This window comes from Achromobacter sp. JD417 (genome assembly GCF_041879325.1).
GTDB lineage: Bacteria > Pseudomonadota > Gammaproteobacteria > Burkholderiales > Burkholderiaceae_B > Achromobacter > Achromobacter mucicolens.
On record NZ_CP087159.1, the window covers coordinates 5,720,893 to 5,738,363 of the forward strand.

Sequence of the window (17,471 nt, forward strand, 5' to 3'; positions counted from 1 at the left end):
CTTCAAACCCGCACGACCGCAAGCAAGAACCTCAAGAACCCCACCCCCCCCCAGAGCCCGCCAAGCTGAATTCACCCGAGCCCGGCGTGGTGGCGGCCTGGGGTGCGCGGGGCGTGTAGATGCGCCCGAGGGAAACCGAAGGGAGCCGAAGGCGTACGAGGTTGACGAAGGGGCAGTCCGGAGCGAAGGCTCCGGACCGCAATCGTAGCCCCGCGCGCCCCAGGCCGACGACGCGCCGGGCGCCAAAAGAACACTGCCACGGTCTCCTTGAAAACCATCATAGGCCTGCACACAAAAACCCGGACACTCCCCCATCCGCAAAGACCACAGCCAGCGGACAAGACCCGCACACGTCACCGCTTCACAAGCCATTACCTCGCCAGACAAACCCTTCGCCCCCGAACCTCAGCCCGACGCCCCACGCACCACGCACCACCCACCGTCCACCCACCGAACACCCCCCATCCCCCATTTGTCCACCCCCAGCAACTTTTAGTACTATCCCCCACAGAAATTCTATACACGCACAAATGTTCGTATATAGAACACAAAGATTTTTCTGGCCAGCCGCGCACAGAAAGGCACCCTCGGACGAGACAGCGTTCCTCCTGGTCCCCGCGTGCCCGCGTGCAAGCAGCAGCCGCAAGCACCAAGCGAACCATATGGACACTCCCCTCAGAAATCTCGCCGTCATCGGCGCAGGCGCCATGGGCAGCGGCATTGCCGCGCTGTTCGCCTCGAAGGGACTCAATGTCGTTTTGATCGATCCGGTCGACGGCGCCCTGGACCGAGCCCTCAAGGCCATCGAACGGCAGTTGAACGTCTACGCGCCCGGCGAAGTCCAGCAGGTCATCCAGCGCATCCGCATGGAGCAAGGCCTCGAAGCCGCCGCCGCCAGCGACCTCGTCATCGAGGCCGTCCCGGAGAACCTGGATCTCAAGCGCGGCATCTTCGCCAAGCTCGACACCCTGTGCCCCGCGCACACCCTCTTCGCCACCAACACCTCCGGCCTGTCCATCAACGCCATCGCTAGCGCCGTCCAGCGCCGCGACCGCTTCGTGGGCGCCCACTTCTTCACCCCCGCCGACGTCATTCCGCTCGTCGAGGTCGTCCGCAACGACGACACCTCCGAGGACACCGTTGCCAAAGTCATGGCCACCCTGCGCTTCGGCGGCAAACGCCCCGTCCTCGTGCGGCAGGACATTCCCGGCTTCATCGCCAACCGCATCCAGCATGCGCTTGCGCGCGAAGCCATCTCCCTGCTGGAAAAGGGCGTTGCCAGCGCCGAAGACATCGACGAAGTCGTCAAGTGGAGCCTCGGCATCCGCTTGGCCCTGTCCGGCCCCCTGGAGCAGCGCGACATGAACGGCATCGACGTTCATTACGCCATCGCCAGCTACCTCTACAAAGACCTCGAAAACCGCACCGAACCGTCCGACCTGCTCAAGAGCAAAGTCGACAGCGGCCACCTCGGCGCCAAGAGCGGCCAGGGCTTCTACACCTGGAGCCCCGAACGCCGCGAACGCGTCCTGCGCGAGAAAAGCGCCGCCCTCGGCGAACTGGCCGCCTGGCTGAACGGCAAGGCCGGCGGCTCCTGAGCCGTTCTCAAACATCCACAAAAAGCGCGGCGGCCACGACCGACCGCGCCTCGGGCCACGAGCCCACCCACACAAAGAAAAGCAATCGTCCCGCGCGCCCGCATCGTCACCCGATGACGCGCGCCGCCGGACATCAGAGAACCGCCTTACGGAGTTGTTGGAGGCACCATGAATAAATTGGCTTCATTTTTCACCGAGCTGATGCGCAAGTATCTGCCCGATCCCTTTGTCTTTGCGATCGCGCTCACCTTGCTCACCGTGCTGCTGGCCATGGGCATCGAAGGCCAGAGCATCGGCGACGTCACCCGCGCCTGGGGCAAAGGCTTCTGGAGCCTACTGGCCTTCACCACCCAGATGGCCGTCATCCTGGCCATGGGTTACGTGCTGGCCACCGCGCCGCTGACCGACCGAATGCTCAACCGCATCGTCAGCCACGTCCACAAGCCGCACACCGCCATCATCGTCGCCACCCTTGTCGGCGGCATCGGCAGCTACCTGAACTGGGGCTTTGGCCTGGTCATCGGCGGCATCGTCGCCAAGAAACTGGCCCTGAAGGTCAAGGGCGTGCACTACCCCCTGATCATCGCCGCCGCCTACAGCGGCTTCACCATGTACGGTCTTGGCCTGTCGGCCAGCATCCCCGTGCTCGTCGCCACGCCTGGTCACCCCACCGCCGCGCAGATGGGCACCATCCCCCTGTCCCAAACCATCTTCTCCGTGCCCATGCTGATCACCAGCCTGGTCATCATCATCACCCTGCCGCTGCTCAACGCCTGGCTGCACCCCAAGAAGGGTGAAGCCATCGTCGAAGTCGATCCCAACATCGACCGCGACGCCAACGCGTCCAGCGCCGCCGAAGACATGCTCGAAAAGGGCACCCTCGCCTCCAAGCTCAACAACAGCCGCCTGCTCAGCCTGCTCATCGGCGCGCTCGGCGTGGCCTATGTCGTCTTTCACTTCATGGACGGCGGTTCGCTGGACCTGAACCTCATCAACTTCATCATCCTGTTCCTGGGCATCATCCTGCTCGGCACCCCCGCCGCCTACGTCGCCAAGCTGACCGAAGGCATCAAGACCATCTCCGGGATCATCCTGCAGTACCCGTTCTACGCCGGCATCATGGCCATCATGGCCGCCTCGGGTCTGGTTACCTCGATCTCCAAGGTCTTTGTCGACGTCGCCACGCCTGAAACGCTGCCGTTCTGGGGCCTGATCAGCTCGTTCGTCATCAACTTCTTTGCGCCGTCCGCCGGCGGCCACTGGGTCATCCAGGGTCCGTTCATGATCGACGCCGCCAAGGAAATCGGCAGCGCGCTCAACCAGACCACCATGGCCGTCATGCTGGGCAACGCCTGGAACGACCTCGTGCAACCCTTCTGGATCCTGCCCGCGCTCGCCCTGTCCAAGCTCAAGCTGCGCGACGTGATGGGCTATACCGTCATCATGATGCTGTGGGTCGGCGTGATCCACATCACCGCAGTATTGGCATGGGGCTATCTGACGCATTGAGCCCCCCCTACGCGCTTACGCGCGCCCCCAGGGGCGACACCTGCAGACCGGCGGAGCCGGATCTGGCGGTGTCCCCGATCTGGGGCGGGACTAGGGCTATTGTCAGAGCCTTGTTTTTTTGAATCGAACGGGAATTGATATGACCAAACCCACCGCATATCTCGTCACCGGCGGCAGCGCCGGAATCGGCGCCGCCATCGTCCGCATGCTGCTCGATGCCGGCCACAAGGTCGTCAACATCGACTACAAGCTGCCCGAGAATCCCCCGGCGGGTCTGGTCTCGTATCAGGCCGATCTGACTGATGAAGCGCGCACGCAGGAAGTCGCCCGCGAAGTCACCAGCGCGTTCAACATTGTCGGCCTCGTGAACAACGCCGGCGCCACGCGCCCCGGCACCGCCGACACCGCCACGCTGGCCGACCTGGACTACGTCGTCAATCTGCACCTGCGCACCGCGCTCATCCTGGTGCAGGCCGCGCTGCCCGCCATGCGCGAAGCCGGCTTCGGCCGCATCGTCAACATGTCCTCGCGCGCGGCGCTGGGCAAGCCGGATCGCGTGGTCTATTCGGCCACGAAGGCCGGACTGGTGGGCATGACCCGCACACTGGCCATGGAACTGGGCGGCGATGGCATCACCGTCAACGCCATCGGCCCCGGCCCCATCGCCACCGACCTCTTCACCAAGAGCAATCCCGCCGGCGCGCCGCAGACCGAGCGCATCATCAACAGCATCGTCGTCAAGCGCCTGGGCACGCCCGAAGACGTCGCGCGCGCCGCGATGTTCTTTTTGTCGCCCGACAACGGGTTCGTCACCGGCCAGATGCTGTATGTCTGCGGCGGCACGACGCTTGGCGTCGCACCCATCTGAACGCGGCCGCCATGTCCCTGCCGACCGACCTCGCCATCCGCCCGCGCTGCCTAGCGGCGCAGCAGCGCGTGGTTGATCTGGTCGGCGGCGCGGCGCAGCGGCGGCAGAAAGGCCTCCAGCATCGCCTCGCGCGAAAACCGGTTGGCATGGCCGCTGACGTTCATCGCGGCAATCACGCGGCCGCTGCGGTCGATGATGGGCACCGCCACCGACTGCAGGCCGGGCTCCAGTTCCTGCGCCACGCACGCGTAGCCATCGGCGCGCACGCCGGCCAGCACGCGCTTGATCTCATCGATGTCGGTAACGGTATCCGCCGTGTAGCGTTGGATCTGGCTCATCGCCAGCACGCGGTCCAGTTCGGCCGGCGGCAGGCCCGCCAGCAGCACGCGGCCCATCGACGTCACCCAGGCCGGCAAGCGGCTGCCCACGGCCAGGTTGATCGTCATCACCTTATGGGTCGACAGCCGCAGGATGTAGACGATATCGGCGCCTTCCAGCACCGACACGGAACACGATTCGAGCGTCAGCTCGGCGACTTCTTCCATGTAGGGCAGCGCCAGGTTCCACAGCGGCGTGCCCGACAGATAGGCGTAACCGAGCTCCAGGATGCGCGGCGTCAGCGAGAACTTGCGGTCCTCGACGGTGACGTAGCCCAAGTGTTCCAGCGTCAGCAGGATGCGGCGCGCGCCCGCGCGGGTCAGGCCCGTCACGGCCGCGACTTCGGACAGCGTCATCTGCGAACGGTCGGGGCCGAAGGCCCGGATCACCGACAGGCCGCGCGCGAAGGATTGCACGTAACTGTCGCTGGGTTGCTGGGGATCTTGCTCGGCCATCCGTCTGGTTCCAAGAGTAAAAGGCCCGCCGCCGGCGAGCCCTGCGTTGCCCCTTGCGGGCGACTCCGAACGATGGAGAGTGCGGCGTGCGGGCATGCCTTGACGCCTTCGCAGTCCCCATGAAACGATGTTCTTCAGAAGAACGAAAGTTCGAAAGAAGAACAAATTATGACACGCCACCTATGAGCGAACATCATGATCTCTAAGCTTGTTGCAAGCGCTGCCGCCGCCCTGGCGGACGTCCCCGATGGCGCCACCGTCATGATCGGCGGCTTCGGCACCGCCGGCCAGCCCATGGAACTGATCGACGCCCTGCTTGAACAGGGCGCCAAGGACCTGGTCATCATCAACAACAACGCCGGCAACGGCACCACCGGCCTCGCCGCGCTGCTGGGTGCCAACCGCGTGCGCAAGATCATCTGCTCGTTTCCGCGTCAGGCGGACTCGCAGATCTTCGACGGCCTGTACCGCAGCGGCAAGCTGGAACTGGAACTGGTGCCCCAAGGCAACCTGGCCGAGCGCATCCGCGCCGCCGGCGCCGGCATCGGCGCGTTCTTCACGCCCACCGGCTACGGCACGCCGCTGGCCGATGGCAAGGAAACCCGCGAAATCAACGGCCGCCAGTACGTGCTGGAGTACCCGCTGCACGCCGACTACGCGCTCATCAAGGCCGAACGCGGCGACCGCTGGGGCAACCTGGTCTACCGCAAGACCGCCCGCAACTTCGGCCCCATCATGGCCAGCGCCGCGCGCGTCGCCGTGGCCCAAGTGCGCGAAATCGTCGAACTGGGCGAGCTGGACCCCGAAACCGTCGTGACCCCTGGCATCTTCGTCAAGCGCGTCGTGCAGATCGCAGGCCAAGCGGCCGCCAAGGAGCAGCAATGAGCACCAAACTGACCCGCGACCAGATCGCCGCCCGCGTCGCGCAGGACATTCCCGAAGGCGCCTACGTGAACCTGGGCATTGGCCTGCCCACGCTCGTCGCCAACCACCTGCCGGCCGGCCGCGAAGTCATTCTGCACACCGAAAACGGCATGCTGGGCATGGGCCCGGCGCCCGCCAAGGGCGAGGAAGACTACGACCTCATCAACGCCGGCAAGCAGCCGGTCACCGAACTGCCCGGCTGCTCGTTCTTTCACCATGCCGATTCGTTTGCGATGATGCGCGGCGGCCATCTGGACATCTGCGTGCTGGGCGCCTTTCAGGTCTCGCAGCACGGCGACCTGGCCAACTGGCACACCGGCGCGCCCGACGCCATCCCCGCCGTGGGCGGCGCGATGGATCTGGCCATCGGCGCGAAAGACGTCTTCGTGATGATGGAACTGCAGACCCGCGAAGGCCAGAGCAAGCTGGTCGAGACCTGCACCTATCCGCTGACCGGCGTGCGCTGCGTATCGCGCGTGTACACCGATGTCGCGGTGTTCGACATCAACAAGGACGGCGTGACCGTCACCGACATCTTTGGCGACATGACCGCCGATGAGCTGCTGCGCCTGACCGGCCTGCCGCTCAAGTTTGCGAACTGAAGTCCCTTAATTGCCGATACGCCGCCCCGCCAGCCGGGGCGGCATCATGGAGAGTCCATCATGTTGTTCATGGTTCAAATGCAAGTCAATCTGCCCGTCGACATGCCCGCCGACCGCGCCGACAAACTGAAGGCCGACGAAAAGGCCCTGGCGCAGCAGCTTCAGCGCGACGGCAAGTGGAAGAGCTTGTGGCGCGTTGTCGGCCGCTACGCCAACGTCAGCATCTTCGACGTCGAAAGCAACGACGAACTGCATACGCTGCTGTCGTCCCTGCCGCTCTTCCCGTACATGGATATCGAAGTCACGGCGCTTGCGCGCCATCCCTCGGCGATCTGACAGGAGCCTTGCATGCCCTACATCATCGAAACCTTCGACAAGCCCAACCACCAGGACATGCGCCAGCAGCACCGCGCCAAGCACCTGGAATACCTGGACGCCAACAAGCAGCTCCTGTTGGCGTGCGGCGCCAAGCTGCAGGATGACGGCAAGGATGCCGGCGGCGGCCTGTACATCGTTGACGTCGACACGCGCGAAGCCGCGCAGCAGTTCATCGATGCCGACCCCTTCGCACAGGCCGACCTGTTCGACCGCGTGACCATCACCCGCTGGCGCAAAGCCTACGTCGACGGCGTCTGCCACCTGTAATCCCCGCGCGGCCGCCGTCAACGCCGCGCGGCCGCGGCTTTCCCGGAAGGAATCCCACATGTCTTATGCCGATCTCAGCCAGGCACGGCTGTTCTACGTCATCGATGGCCCCGCCGACGCGCCGGTGCTCGTGCTCTCCAATTCGCTGGGCACCTGCGCCGACATGTGGGCCCGCCAGATCCCCGAACTGACCCGCCACTTCCGCGTGCTGCGCTACGACACCCGCGGCCACGGCAAGTCCTCGGTCCCCGAAGGCGAGTACAGCTTCGAGCAGTTGGGCAACGACGTCGCCGAACTGCTGGCGCACCTGGACATCAAGCGCGCGCACTTCTGCGGCCTGTCGATGGGCGGCCCGACCGGCCTGTGGCTGGCGCTGGCGCGCCCCGAACTCGTCGGCAAGCTGATCCTGTGCAACACCGCCGCGCGCATCGGTTCCACGGAAGGCTGGAGCACCCGCATCGCCGCCGTCGCTGAGCAGACGCTGGAAAAGATGGCCCCCACGCTGGTCGAGCGCTGGCTGACCGACGGCTACCGCGCCGCCGAACCCGGCCTCACGCAGGTCCTGATCGACATGCTGCGCCGCACGCCGGACGCGGGCTACGCGAGCAACTGCGCCGCGCTGCGCGACGCCGACTTCCGCGAACAGGTGTCTTCGATCACCGCGCCCACACTCGTCATCAGCAGCACGCACGACCTGGCCGCCACGCCCGCGCAAGGCCAGGAACTGGCCGCCGCCATTCCCGGCGCGCGCTATGTCGAACTGAACACCTCCCACATCTCGAACTGGGAGCAACCGGAAGCCTTCACCCGCGTGGTCGTCGACTTCCTGACGGGGTGAGCCGCATGCAACGCTGGAAGCACCGGCCCGAAGGCTCCAACTGGGGCGACTTCGGGCCCGACGACCAACTCGGGCGCCTGAACCTCATCACCGAAGAGCAGGTTCTGAAGGGCGCGCGCGAGATCCGCGCCGGCAAGACCTTCTGCCTGTCCCTGCCGCTGGACCTGCCGGGCGGCAACGTGCTCAACCCGCGACGCCATCCGCCGCAGCTAAGCCCGACGAAGCTCAAGGACACGCCGTACCTGAACTTCCCGCTCAAGAACGTCAATCCGGACGCGCTGGACGTGCTGAGCGACGACCAGGTGCTGCTGTCCATGCAGTACTCGACGCAGTGGGACGCGCTGGCGCACGTGGGCGCGCTGTTTGACGCCGATGGCGACGGCACGCCGGAACTGCGCTACTACAACGGCTTTCAGGCCGGCGTGGACGTCGTGGGCCCCGCCGACGGCGACCACACCGGCTGCGGCTGCAACAGCGGCGGCCCGTCCGCCGCGCTGAAGCTGGGCGTCGAGAATCTGGCACAAAAGGGCATGCAGGGCCGCGGGGTGCTGGTGGACCTGTTCCGCCATTACGGCCCGGGCCGCACGCTGATCGGCCACGCCGAACTCATGCACGTGCTGGACGCGGACGGCATCGCCGTGGAGCCCGGCGACATGCTGGTACTGCGCACCGGCTACGCCGAAGCCGTGGTCGCCATGAACGGCGCCCCGGACCCCGAGGTGCTGCACACCTACGGCGCCGCGCTGGACGGCACCGACGACGCGCTGCTGCAATGGATCACCGACAGCGGCATCGCGGCCATCTGCGCCGACAACTACGCGGTCGAGGCCTACCCCGCCCGCGAAAAGTCCGGCGCGCGTCCCATGCTGCCGCTGCATCACCACTGCCTGTTCAAGTTGGGCCTGCCGCTGGCCGAGCTTTGGTATTTGAAGGAGCTGGCGGATTTCCTGCATGCCAACGGCCGCCACCACTTCATGCTGACAGCGCCCCCGCTGCGCCTGCCGCATGCGATCGGATCGCCCGTTACGCCGATTGCGACGGCGTGACGTGCATAGCGCCTCTGTCAGCGGACCAAAAAAAACGCCAGACCTCGTCTGGCGTTTTTGCTTGCCGGGCGGTCAGCCCTTCAGGCAGGTGCTCATGAAAGTCTTGCGGGCCTCACCCGTCAGCTTTTGCTCGCCGGCCTTGGCGTTGCAGTCCTTCATCTTCTGCTGCTGCGGCGTCAGTTGCTTGGCCGGCTCCTCGCCCTTCAGGCAGCTGCTCATGAAGGTCTTGCGGTCGTCGCCTTTCTTGCCCTCGGCGGCCTTGTTGCAGTCCGACATGCGCTGTTGCTGCGGCGTGGGCGTCTTGGCGGTTGAGGGCGCGGCGGGGGTCTGGGCCTGCGCGCCGGCAAAACATGCGGACAACAGGATGGCCGAGGCCAGCTGGGTGGTACGGGAAAGCATGAGTTCCTCCCTTGAGCGCCCCTCGCGCAATGGCACGCGCGACGCGGGCGGCACGGTCCGCCGGCCAAGGCGCCGGCCCGGTCATCATCGGACAAACCCACAGCGATGGCAACTTCCGCCGCAACCTGTTACCCATTCATCCATCTGACCCGTTGTATCCCCGGCCGGAAAGGAGTGAGATAGGCAAAACCCGCGCCGCGAGCCCCAGGAGACGCCCATGAAAAAAATCATCCTCGCCTCGATTGCCGTGCTGGCCAGCGCCTGCGCCGCCGCCGCCGGCGCGCAAAGCCTTGCCTATGGCGTCACTTTGGGCAACGTCCAGGCCGTGCGCGACAGCACCCGCAACGTCTCGACCATCACTGGTTTCCTGGCCAACCAGTCCGAACGCCCCGTCAACAGCGTCCTTCTGACGTACGTCCTGTACGACGCCCAGAACCGCGAGGTCGGCCGGGTCAGCGAAGACATCGTGGGCCCTCTCGCCCCCGGCCAGATCAAGGTGGTCAAGGCCATCACGCCGCTTGAATTCGCCCGCGTGACCCCGCTGGACGTAGCGGCCCGCTAAGGCTCCCCAGGGCTTCGACCCGCCGCAAAAAACCCTTTCGATATCAGGGTTTAGACAGGTGGCTATCAGCCCAATTATGGGAAAATCCCGACTGCCGACTCGATAAAAGGGGCTTCCACACGAAGCCCCTTCGTGCGTATGCCGGCGCGCCAGCAAGCCTGGCCTCGATATTAGGAACTGAAGATCATGTTTCCCAAAAGACTCTCCGAAGGCTACCAATCCTTCCTTGACGGCCGCTTCCAGACGGAAAGCAGCCGCTACCAAAAGCTGGCCGAAATCGGCCAAAGCCCGGAAATCCTGATCATTGGCTGTTGCGACTCGCGCGTGTCGCCCGAAGCGATCTTCGACGCAGGCCCCGGTGAAATGTTTGTGGTGCGCAACGTGGCCAACCTCGTGCCGCCCTGTGATCCCGACTCGGAATCGTCGTACCACGGCACCAGCGCCGCCATCGAATTCGCGGTCAACGGCCTGAACGTCAAGCACATCGTCGTCCTGGGCCACGCCTCCTGCGGCGGCATCCGCTTCTTCTTCGACGACGCCACGCCGCTCAGCAAGAGCGATTTCATCGGCAAATGGATGTCGCAGATCGAACCCGTCGCCAAGGGCATGTCCCCGGAGACCGGCGACCGCCAGGCCAACCTCAAGCGCCTGGAACTGGCCACCGTCGCGCACAGCCTGAACAACCTGATGACGTTCCCGTCAATCCGCCGCCGCGTCGAAAAGGGCGAACTGGAACTGCACGGCGCCTACTTTGGCGTGGCCACCGGCGTCCTGTTCCTGCGCGATCCGGAATCCGGCGAGTTCAAGCCCTGCCTGGAAACGGGCGTTACGGAATAAAGCCGTGAGCGCCGGTCCGCAAGGGTTCCGGCGTCGTCAGCACGCGGGGCGCGGCTCGTCCGACGCGCCTCTCTGCCTTTCCGCCGCCGGCCGCTTCCCCTTGCCGCTGGCGATTCCCCGCTTCATGCCTTCCCGATTGTCATCCGCAAGCAGGCTGGACAGCGTTAGCACGCTGCGCAACACTGACGCCTCTCACCGACAGGGAACCCCATGAAAATCTTCTTCTCGCCCGCTTCGCCCTTCGTACGCAAGTGCATGGTCATCGCCCACGAACTCGGCCTGGCCGACCGGATTGAAAAGCTGCCCAGCGCCGCCGGTCCCGTCGCCCGCGACCAGACCATCATCCCGAGCAATCCGCTGGGCCAGGTGCCCACCTTCATCACCGATGAAGGCCAGGCGCTGTTCGACAGCCGCGTTGTCTGCGAGTATCTGAACGACCTGGGCGGCGGATCGTTTTTTCCTGCCGGCAAGGCCCGCTGGCCCGTGCTGACCGAGCAGGCAATGGCCGACGGCATGCTGGGCGCGGCGCTGCTGGCGCGCTACGAGACCGTGCTGCGTCCCGAGGCCTTGCGCTGGGATGGCTGGGTCGAGGGCCAGCTGGGCAAGGTGCGCGATGGCCTTGCGCTCATCGAGAAGAACGCCGCGGGCCTCGCAGGCCGCCTGGACATCGGCACCGTCACCATCGGCTGCGCGCTGGGTTACCTGGACTTCCGCTTCCCTGACCTGGACTGGCGCGCCTCGCACCCGGCCACGGCTGCCTGGTACGAGGATTTCAGCCAACGCCCCTCGATGCAGGCCACCAAGCCCTGATCCGCCCGCCGGCGTTCTGCGCCGGTAAGTGCCACGGCATCAATGCGACGACACGAACGCGGCTTGCGCGAAGGCTGGTATGGCGAAGCCTTCACGCATGCGCCGCGCCTCTGCCGCTGGCGTCAGGCCAAATAGGCGCTTGAACTCGCGGCTGAACTGGGACGGGCTCGTGTAGCCCACCGCCTGGCTCGCCGTCTCGGCCGTCAGGTCCTGCCGCACCATCAAGAGGCGCGCCTGGTGCAGGCGGGTCGATTTCACGTACTGCATCGGAGACGCCTGCGTCACCGCCTTGAAATGGCTGTGAAAGCTCGGCACGCTCATGCCCGCCTCATTCGCCAGCCTGGTGACATCCAGCGGCTGGGCATACTCCGCATGGATGACACGCAGGGATTTGCCAATACGGCCAAACTGCCCTCGCAGCGATAGTGCTTCCCGCATCGAACTGCCCTGCGGGCCGGTCAGCACGCGGAAATAGAGTTCGCGCAGCAGGCCCGCTCCCAGTACTGCGGCTTCCAACGGCTTGGCCATGGCCTCGATGAAGCGCAACACCGACGCACGCATCGCTTCATCCATCGGGGTCGACATCATGCTCTGCGGCGCCTGGACAGGCGCCGCATGCCCGGCGCCGTCGATCTGCGACGCTAGCTCCGCCGCCAACGCAAAGTCCAGGTGCAGGTACAGCGCCAGCAGCGGCCGCTCGGGCGTGGCTTCAGTCTCCATGCTGAAAGGAACCGGGACGGAGACGGCCAGGTAGTGCTGCTCGTCATAGAGGTAAAGCCGATCCCCGAAATAACCGCGCTTACTGCCCTGGCACACGATCACGATCCCGGGGTCATACAGCACGGGCGTGCGCGCCAGCGCGCGGTTGGCGCGCAGCACGCGCACGCTGGGCAACGCCGTCAGGTTGTAGCCCTCATGGGGCGCCAAGCCGCGCAGCAGCTCGGCCATGCGGCTCTCGGCAAGAGCGGGGCCTGCCGCGCCGTCCGCGGCCGGGGAAATCGCGTTCATAGTTCTATGCAAGATAAGTAGCGGAATACGGCTTATCCGCGCGTTTTTGCGAGACTACCATGCATTCTCCACTGACTTTGGAGCCGACTCCATGACCTCCCCCAAAACCCTGCTCATCACCGGCGTCAGCAGCGGCTTCGGCCGCGCATTGGCCGAGGAGGCCCTGGCCGCCGGCCATCGGGTGGTTGGAACCGTGCGCAGCGACCCCGCGCGGATCGCCTTCGAGGCCTTGTCCCCAGGCGCGGCCATCGGGCGCGTCCTGGACGTCACCGACTTCGACGCCATCGACGGCGTCGTGGCCGATATCGAAGCCGGCGTCGGGGCCATCGATGTGCTGGTCAACAACGCGGGCTACGGTCACGAAGGCGTGATGGAAGAGTCGCCGCTGTCGGAAATGCGCCGCCAGTTCGACGTGAACGTGTTTGGCGCGGTCGCGATGATGAAAGCGGTCCTGCCCTTCATGCGCCAGCGCCGGCGCGGCCACATCCTGAACATCACGTCCATGGGCGGTCACATCACCATGCCGGGGATCGCGTACTACTGCGGCAGCAAGTTCGCGCTGGAAGGGATTTCCGAAGCCCTGGGCAAGGAAGTGCAGCCGCTGGGCATCGCCGTGACCGCCGTGGCGCCTGGATCGTTCCGCACTGACTGGGCGGGCCGATCCATGACACGTACCCCACGCGCCATTGCGGACTACGACGCCATCTTCGACCCCATCCGCAAGGCGCGCGAAGAGAAAAGCGGCCGACAACTGGGGGACCCGCGCAAGGCGGCGCGCGCCATGCTGGCGGCCATCGCCGCCGATCATCCGCCCGCGCACCTGCTGCTGGGCAGCGATGCGCTCGGGTTGGTCAGGGGCAAGCTGGCCGCCTTGCGGGAGGAATTGGCGGCGTGGGAGACGGTTACGAAATCCACAGATGGATAAAACCTTTCGCAGAAGGCTTTGCTACAGTGAACTTGCATCTCCCCTGACAGACCAACCCAAAGGTCAATCACGACAAGGAGCGCCCGCATGGCCATTTCTGCGATCTCCGCCATCCCGCACGTCGCCGCGCCTTTTCCGGCGCGCGTCTCGATGCTGGATGAGAACCGCCCCGCCTGGGAGGCCGAACGCGCCGCGCAGAACTTCGCGGCCCGCCAGGCGCAGCGGTCCGCCCAGGCCCAGGCCGCCCGCGAAGCCCAGCGCCTGGAACGCGCCCAGGCCGACAAATTGGCCAGGGCCGAGCAAAACGCCCCGCGCGTCAGAGACAACGCGGACCCCGCGGCCGCACCCCTCGCTCTTGCCGCCCCGGCCATCAACGTCGATGAATTGCGCGACCTGTACGCGGACGCCCGCATGCGGCGCGCGGTCGAAGACTTTGCCGCCCGGCCCGACCCGGCGGCCCAACGCGCCCAGGCCGCGAACGACTGGGGCACCATCGAAGGCCTGGCGCCGCTGCAACCTTATCGTGTCGCCATGGGCAATCCGCAAGTCGAGTTGCAGGCCGCGGCTGTCATGAAGGCAGCCAGCGCTGCCGTTCCGGCGGTGGCCAACATCGGCCCCACCGAAAACGCAACCGACAACGCGCGCTACCGGCCCGGCGCCGCGCCCTGATTCCCGCGCTGCCCCAGGTGTCAGACACCCGAAGGATCCTTGCGCTGACCCAGGTGTCAGACACCCAAAAGAGATGCCCGTCGGTGGGCGACGGCGTCTCGACGGGTGTCTGACACCGCCCCCAAGCTGGCCCATGAAAAAAGCCGCCTATAAAGGCGGCTTTATCATGGCGCGAAGACCGATCAGTGGAAGAATTCCGCGATCATCGTGGCGCCCATGAAGGTGCCGGCGTTGGCGGCCAGCGACACCACCACGATCTTCCAGCCTAGCTTGCGGAAGGCGGGCAGGTCTTTCAGGATCGACAGACCGGCCATGGCCAGGATGACCGTTGTGAACGGCAGGAAGTTGACCTTGCCGACCATTGCGATGATCTGGTCCGAGTACGGCAGCACGCCAGGGCAACCGGCCGTCATGGCGATCAGCGACAGCACGAACACCGCCGGCAGCTTGGGCACGACGCGCAGGATGAGGTCAGTGATGACGACCAGCAGCACGATGATGCCCATGCCGGGCAACGCGTCCGCGAACGGCACGTTGTAGCCCAGGCGGTTGCCCACCAACGCAAACAGGCCACAGATGACGTAGGCGGTCAGGCGGTCGCCAAAGCCCATCTTCGCGCCATGCGCCGGCACGTCTTCCGACACGCTGTCGTCGACCACGGCCTCGTTCTTGCCGCGCGAGAAGCGGCCCAGCACGGGCTCCAGCTTGCCGTACAGGAAGATCGTCGTGGGCAGCGAGATGAAGAGGGTGAAGTACACGCCCACCACGGTGGTCAGCAGGTTGGCCGCGGCGGCCAGGGCAGCCACCTGATGCGCCATTTCAGGCGTCTGCTGCGAGGCGATCGCGCCCACGCCGGCGGCCATCATGCTGCCCGAGCCCACGCCTGCGCCCATGGCGAGCGAGCGCGGATCGAAGATGTTCAGGCTGGTGATGAAGCCGGCCATCAGCGCCACGAACAGCGCGCCGATCACGGTGCCGGTGATGTATTCGGCCATGACGCCGCGGCCTTCGGGCGAATTCATGCCGTAGCGCTCGCCGATGATCGCCAGGCTGGGCTCACGGCCCACCGAGAACGTGGCGCCGATCGCTTCGCGCTTGATGCCCAGCAGCAGCGCCAGCGGCAGGCCGATGGCCATGGTGCCGAAGAAGTGGCCGAACTCCTGGAACACCAGCGCCCAGCCGGCCTCGCGCACCTGCGGCAAGGCGCCGCCGACCATCAGGCCCAGCTTGGCCAGGAACGGCAGCAACGCATATTGCAGGTAGCCACTGATGCGGGTCTGCATGGCCTTGTCGATGCCGATGCCGGACGGCAGCCGCTGACCGAAAGCCGCCACGACCGCGCCGATGAAAATGGCCCACAGCATGGGTTGCAGGACGATCTTGCCGGGACCGACCGAGAAGGTCACGCTGCCGATCGCTTCGGAGATGACGACCACCAGCAGGATGGCGGCGAGCATGCGCACGCGCCCCGATAGCGGCATGGAAGGCAAGGCCAGGCTGGCGCTGGCATGAGACATCGTTTTTCCCCTGATGACGAACGGCGCGCAACGGGCGCGCCGGTTCGGACTGCGCAATTTTCGCTCTGCCCGTTGGCGGGCAACCATGACACCCGCCGCCGAGAAACGTTGCGTAAAATGCAACGAATTGCCTTTTCCTGGGAAATTTTTGCACGGGACAGCGTTCGTTAAGGGTAAACCCTTAATTGTGCGCGTGGAAAATCCGCCGCATTCCCGCCCGGAGCCGCCGCCATGGATGAACAACTCGACGCCCGCCGCACGCATTACTTCATGCAGGTCATGAGCCGGGGCTCGGTGCGCGGCGCGGCCGAAGCGCTGGAAATGGATCCGTCCGCCGTCAGCCGCGCCATCGCCGCGCTGGAACGCGACTGCGGCATGGCGCTGTTCGAGCGCCGCGGCCGCGGGCTGGTGCCCACCGATGCCGGCCACATCCTTGCCCGCTACGTGAAGCGCCAGCAGGACATCCAGGAAAGCTTCTTTTCCGAGATCGACAGCCTGCGCAAGGCTGAGCGCGGCCACATCGATCTGGTGCTGGGCGAGGGCTTTGTCGAACTCATGTTCGACCGCGTCCTGCCGGGTTACTGGCGTAGCCACCCGGAAGTCACGCTAGACATCGACGTGGCCCGCACCTCCGAGATCGTGCAGCGCATCGTCGACGACCGCGCCTACATCGGGCTGGTGTTCCAGCCGCCCAATGACGCGCGGCTGCGCACGCATTACTCGCGGCCCGAACCGATACGCGCCATCGTGCGCCAGGATCATCCGCTGACCCGGCTGCGCCGCCCCCTGCTCTTGACCGACCTGGCCGACTACCCCGGCGCGTCCATGCAGGAAGGCTTTGGCGTGCGCCAGCACATCCAGGCCGCCGAGATCAGTGAGCAGGTGCGGCTGCACAACGTGCTGACCACTTCGTCCTTCAAGGCGCTGTGGCAATTCGCGGCCGCCGGCATCGGCTACGCGCTCACGCCCCCCATCGCCGTCACCGCCGACATGCAGGCACAGCGGCTGGCCAGCCTGCCGCTGGCCAATCCCATCCTGAATCAGGGCAGCCTGCACGTCCTGAGCCGCGCCGGCCGCCACATTTCGCCCGCCGCGCGCGAACTGCTGGACCACATCGTGCGCGGCATCGGCGCGCATGCCGCCGCGCCAACTGATACGGTCGGTTGAACCGGATCTGCCTCTGTCTGCGCCGCAGTCCAACGTCTACAGTGGACGGTCAAGAATCTGCCCGGAGGCGTATATGCTCAGTTTCCTGCGCACGGTCCGCTCCGTGCTATGGGCCTTTTTCGGCGTGCGCCGCAGCCGCGGCTACGACGCCGACATCGCCCACAACAAACCCGGCCCCCTCATCGCCACCGGCCTGCTGCTCGCGGCCTGCCTGGTGATCATTCTGGTGTTCGTGGCGCGGTGGGCGGTGAACGCGACGCTGTAGCCGCGTCGCCGGCGAGCACCGGCCGGGCCAGTTGCGACTATCTATAGGCAACGACGGCGCCGCTGTACGGCATCGGTGCAGATGATTTCCCGCAAAGGCTGAAAACCCATCCTTTGCAAAAATACCCGTCACGCATAAACCATGCCCCTCCGGCAGCCGACCTTTGCAAAGGGCGTAGCGCCCGGCCTCCGCAAAAACAGCCGCCCCGCCGCCCGGCCGCCCGAAGGCGGGGCAGCCCCCTCGGGGGGCAGCTAGCGCGCAAAGCGCGCGCGGCGTGGGGGCATTGATAGCCGCCCCGCCGCCCGGCCGCCCGAAGGCGGGGCAGCCCCCCCGGGGGGCAGCTAGCGCGCGAAGCGCGCGCGGCGTGGGGGCATTGATAGCCGCCCCGCCGCCCGGCCGCCCGAAGGCGGGGCAGCCCCCTCGGGGGGCAGCTAGCGCGCGAAGCGCGC

20 protein-coding genes are annotated in these 17,471 nt (G+C 66.0%); 16 read left to right on the top strand and 4 right to left on the bottom strand.

The features are described from left to right. The first annotated feature begins 662 nt into the window (after positions 1 to 662). From LN047_RS26265 to LN047_RS26275, 3 genes are all read left to right on the top strand, one after another. Positions 663 to 1,598 (top strand): 3-hydroxyacyl-CoA dehydrogenase family protein, encoded by a 936-nt coding sequence (locus tag LN047_RS26265; protein WP_373980661.1) that lies wholly within the window; start codon positions 663 to 665, stop codon positions 1,596 to 1,598. 168 nt (positions 1,599 to 1,766) lie between these two features. Further along, positions 1,767 to 3,107, top strand: a complete 1,341-nt coding sequence (locus LN047_RS26270; protein ID WP_056319815.1) for a short-chain fatty acid transporter — start codon at positions 1,767 to 1,769, stop codon at positions 3,105 to 3,107. A gap of 139 nt (positions 3,108 to 3,246) precedes the next feature. Further along, positions 3,247 to 3,975: an SDR family NAD(P)-dependent oxidoreductase gene (locus LN047_RS26275; RefSeq protein WP_062839031.1), complete on the top strand. Its 729-nt coding sequence runs from the start codon at positions 3,247 to 3,249 to the stop codon at positions 3,973 to 3,975. Positions 3,976 to 4,025: 50 nt separating this feature from the next. Here LN047_RS26275 and LN047_RS26280 read toward each other — a convergent pair whose 3' ends face one another. Then, positions 4,026 to 4,808 carry an IclR family transcriptional regulator gene (locus LN047_RS26280; RefSeq protein ID WP_373980662.1) on the bottom strand — a complete coding sequence of 261 codons (783 nt, stop codon included), beginning with the start codon at positions 4,806 to 4,808 and terminating at the stop codon, positions 4,026 to 4,028. Between the two features lie 195 nt (positions 4,809 to 5,003). On the opposite strand from LN047_RS26280, the gene LN047_RS26285 reads away from it, so the two are divergent. From LN047_RS26285 to LN047_RS26310, 6 genes are read left to right on the top strand one after another with little or no spacing between them, the layout of a single operon-like run. After that, a complete protein-coding gene (locus tag LN047_RS26285) occupies positions 5,004 to 5,693 on the top strand; it encodes a 3-oxoacid CoA-transferase subunit A (protein WP_056319823.1) in 690 nt (229 codons plus the stop codon). Next, positions 5,690 to 6,334, top strand: coding sequence for a 3-oxoacid CoA-transferase subunit B (locus LN047_RS26290; RefSeq protein ID WP_056319825.1), 645 nt, complete (start codon positions 5,690 to 5,692; stop codon positions 6,332 to 6,334). The genes LN047_RS26285 and LN047_RS26290 overlap by 4 nt, the downstream gene beginning before the upstream one ends. A gap of 60 nt (positions 6,335 to 6,394) precedes the next feature. Beyond that, positions 6,395 to 6,670, top strand: coding sequence for a muconolactone Delta-isomerase (gene catC / locus LN047_RS26295; protein WP_171667756.1), 276 nt, complete (start codon positions 6,395 to 6,397; stop codon positions 6,668 to 6,670). A gap of 12 nt (positions 6,671 to 6,682) precedes the next feature. After that, entirely contained in the window at positions 6,683 to 6,979 is a 297-nt protein-coding gene (locus LN047_RS26300) for a YciI family protein (protein ID WP_056319830.1), read from the top strand. A 58-nt stretch (positions 6,980 to 7,037) separates the two neighbouring features. Beyond that, entirely contained in the window at positions 7,038 to 7,817 is a 780-nt protein-coding gene (gene pcaD / locus LN047_RS26305) for a 3-oxoadipate enol-lactonase (protein ID WP_373980663.1), read from the top strand. Positions 7,818 to 7,822: 5 nt separating this feature from the next. Further along, on the top strand, positions 7,823 to 8,863 hold the full coding sequence (locus LN047_RS26310) for a cyclase family protein (protein WP_373980664.1): 1,041 nt from the start codon (positions 7,823 to 7,825) through the stop codon (positions 8,861 to 8,863). Positions 8,864 to 8,935: 72 nt separating this feature from the next. Here the strand turns inward: LN047_RS26310 and LN047_RS26315 are convergent, their stop codons facing one another. Beyond that, a complete protein-coding gene (locus LN047_RS26315; protein ID WP_062839027.1) occupies positions 8,936 to 9,262 on the bottom strand; it encodes a PsiF family protein in 327 nt (108 codons plus the stop codon). A 217-nt stretch (positions 9,263 to 9,479) separates the two neighbouring features. Between LN047_RS26315 and LN047_RS26320 the strand changes: the two genes are divergently transcribed. The 3 genes from LN047_RS26320 (at position 9,480) to LN047_RS26330 (ending at position 11,471) form a co-directional block, all read left to right on the top strand. Continuing rightward, entirely contained in the window at positions 9,480 to 9,824 is a 345-nt protein-coding gene (locus LN047_RS26320) for an FxLYD domain-containing protein (protein ID WP_056319838.1), read from the top strand. 186 nt (positions 9,825 to 10,010) lie between these two features. Next, positions 10,011 to 10,661, top strand: coding sequence for a carbonic anhydrase (locus LN047_RS26325; protein WP_056319841.1), 651 nt, complete (start codon positions 10,011 to 10,013; stop codon positions 10,659 to 10,661). 210 nt (positions 10,662 to 10,871) lie between these two features. Beyond that, positions 10,872 to 11,471 (top strand): glutathione S-transferase, encoded by a 600-nt coding sequence (locus LN047_RS26330; RefSeq protein ID WP_056319865.1) that lies wholly within the window; start codon positions 10,872 to 10,874, stop codon positions 11,469 to 11,471. 39 nt (positions 11,472 to 11,510) lie between these two features. Here LN047_RS26330 and LN047_RS26335 read toward each other — a convergent pair whose 3' ends face one another. After that, on the bottom strand, positions 11,511 to 12,419 hold the full coding sequence (locus LN047_RS26335; protein WP_373982185.1) for an AraC family transcriptional regulator N-terminal domain-containing protein: 909 nt from the start codon (positions 12,417 to 12,419) through the stop codon (positions 11,511 to 11,513). A 151-nt stretch (positions 12,420 to 12,570) separates the two neighbouring features. On the opposite strand from LN047_RS26335, the gene LN047_RS26340 reads away from it, so the two are divergent. Next, positions 12,571 to 13,404 (top strand): oxidoreductase, encoded by an 834-nt coding sequence (locus LN047_RS26340; RefSeq protein ID WP_373980665.1) that lies wholly within the window; start codon positions 12,571 to 12,573, stop codon positions 13,402 to 13,404. A gap of 87 nt (positions 13,405 to 13,491) precedes the next feature. After that, entirely contained in the window at positions 13,492 to 14,073 is a 582-nt protein-coding gene (locus tag LN047_RS26345) for a hypothetical protein (RefSeq protein ID WP_280003360.1), read from the top strand. Positions 14,074 to 14,255: 182 nt separating this feature from the next. On the opposite strand, the gene LN047_RS26350 is transcribed toward LN047_RS26345, so the two are convergent. Then, positions 14,256 to 15,590 (bottom strand): DUF3100 domain-containing protein, encoded by a 1,335-nt coding sequence (locus tag LN047_RS26350; protein ID WP_128829098.1) that lies wholly within the window; start codon positions 15,588 to 15,590, stop codon positions 14,256 to 14,258. A 231-nt stretch (positions 15,591 to 15,821) separates the two neighbouring features. Here LN047_RS26350 and LN047_RS26355 point away from each other — a divergent pair, with 231 nt between their 5' ends. Together LN047_RS26355 and LN047_RS26360 are read left to right on the top strand one after the other, a co-directional pair. After that, the gene (locus LN047_RS26355) at positions 15,822 to 16,757 is read left to right on the top strand and encodes a LysR family transcriptional regulator (RefSeq protein ID WP_175156481.1); all 936 of its coding nucleotides are present in this window, start codon (positions 15,822 to 15,824) and stop codon (positions 16,755 to 16,757) included. Positions 16,758 to 16,830: 73 nt separating this feature from the next. Further along, positions 16,831 to 17,022: a DUF2970 domain-containing protein gene (locus tag LN047_RS26360; RefSeq protein WP_373980666.1), complete on the top strand. Its 192-nt coding sequence runs from the start codon at positions 16,831 to 16,833 to the stop codon at positions 17,020 to 17,022. Positions 17,023 to 17,471 lie beyond the last annotated feature (449 nt).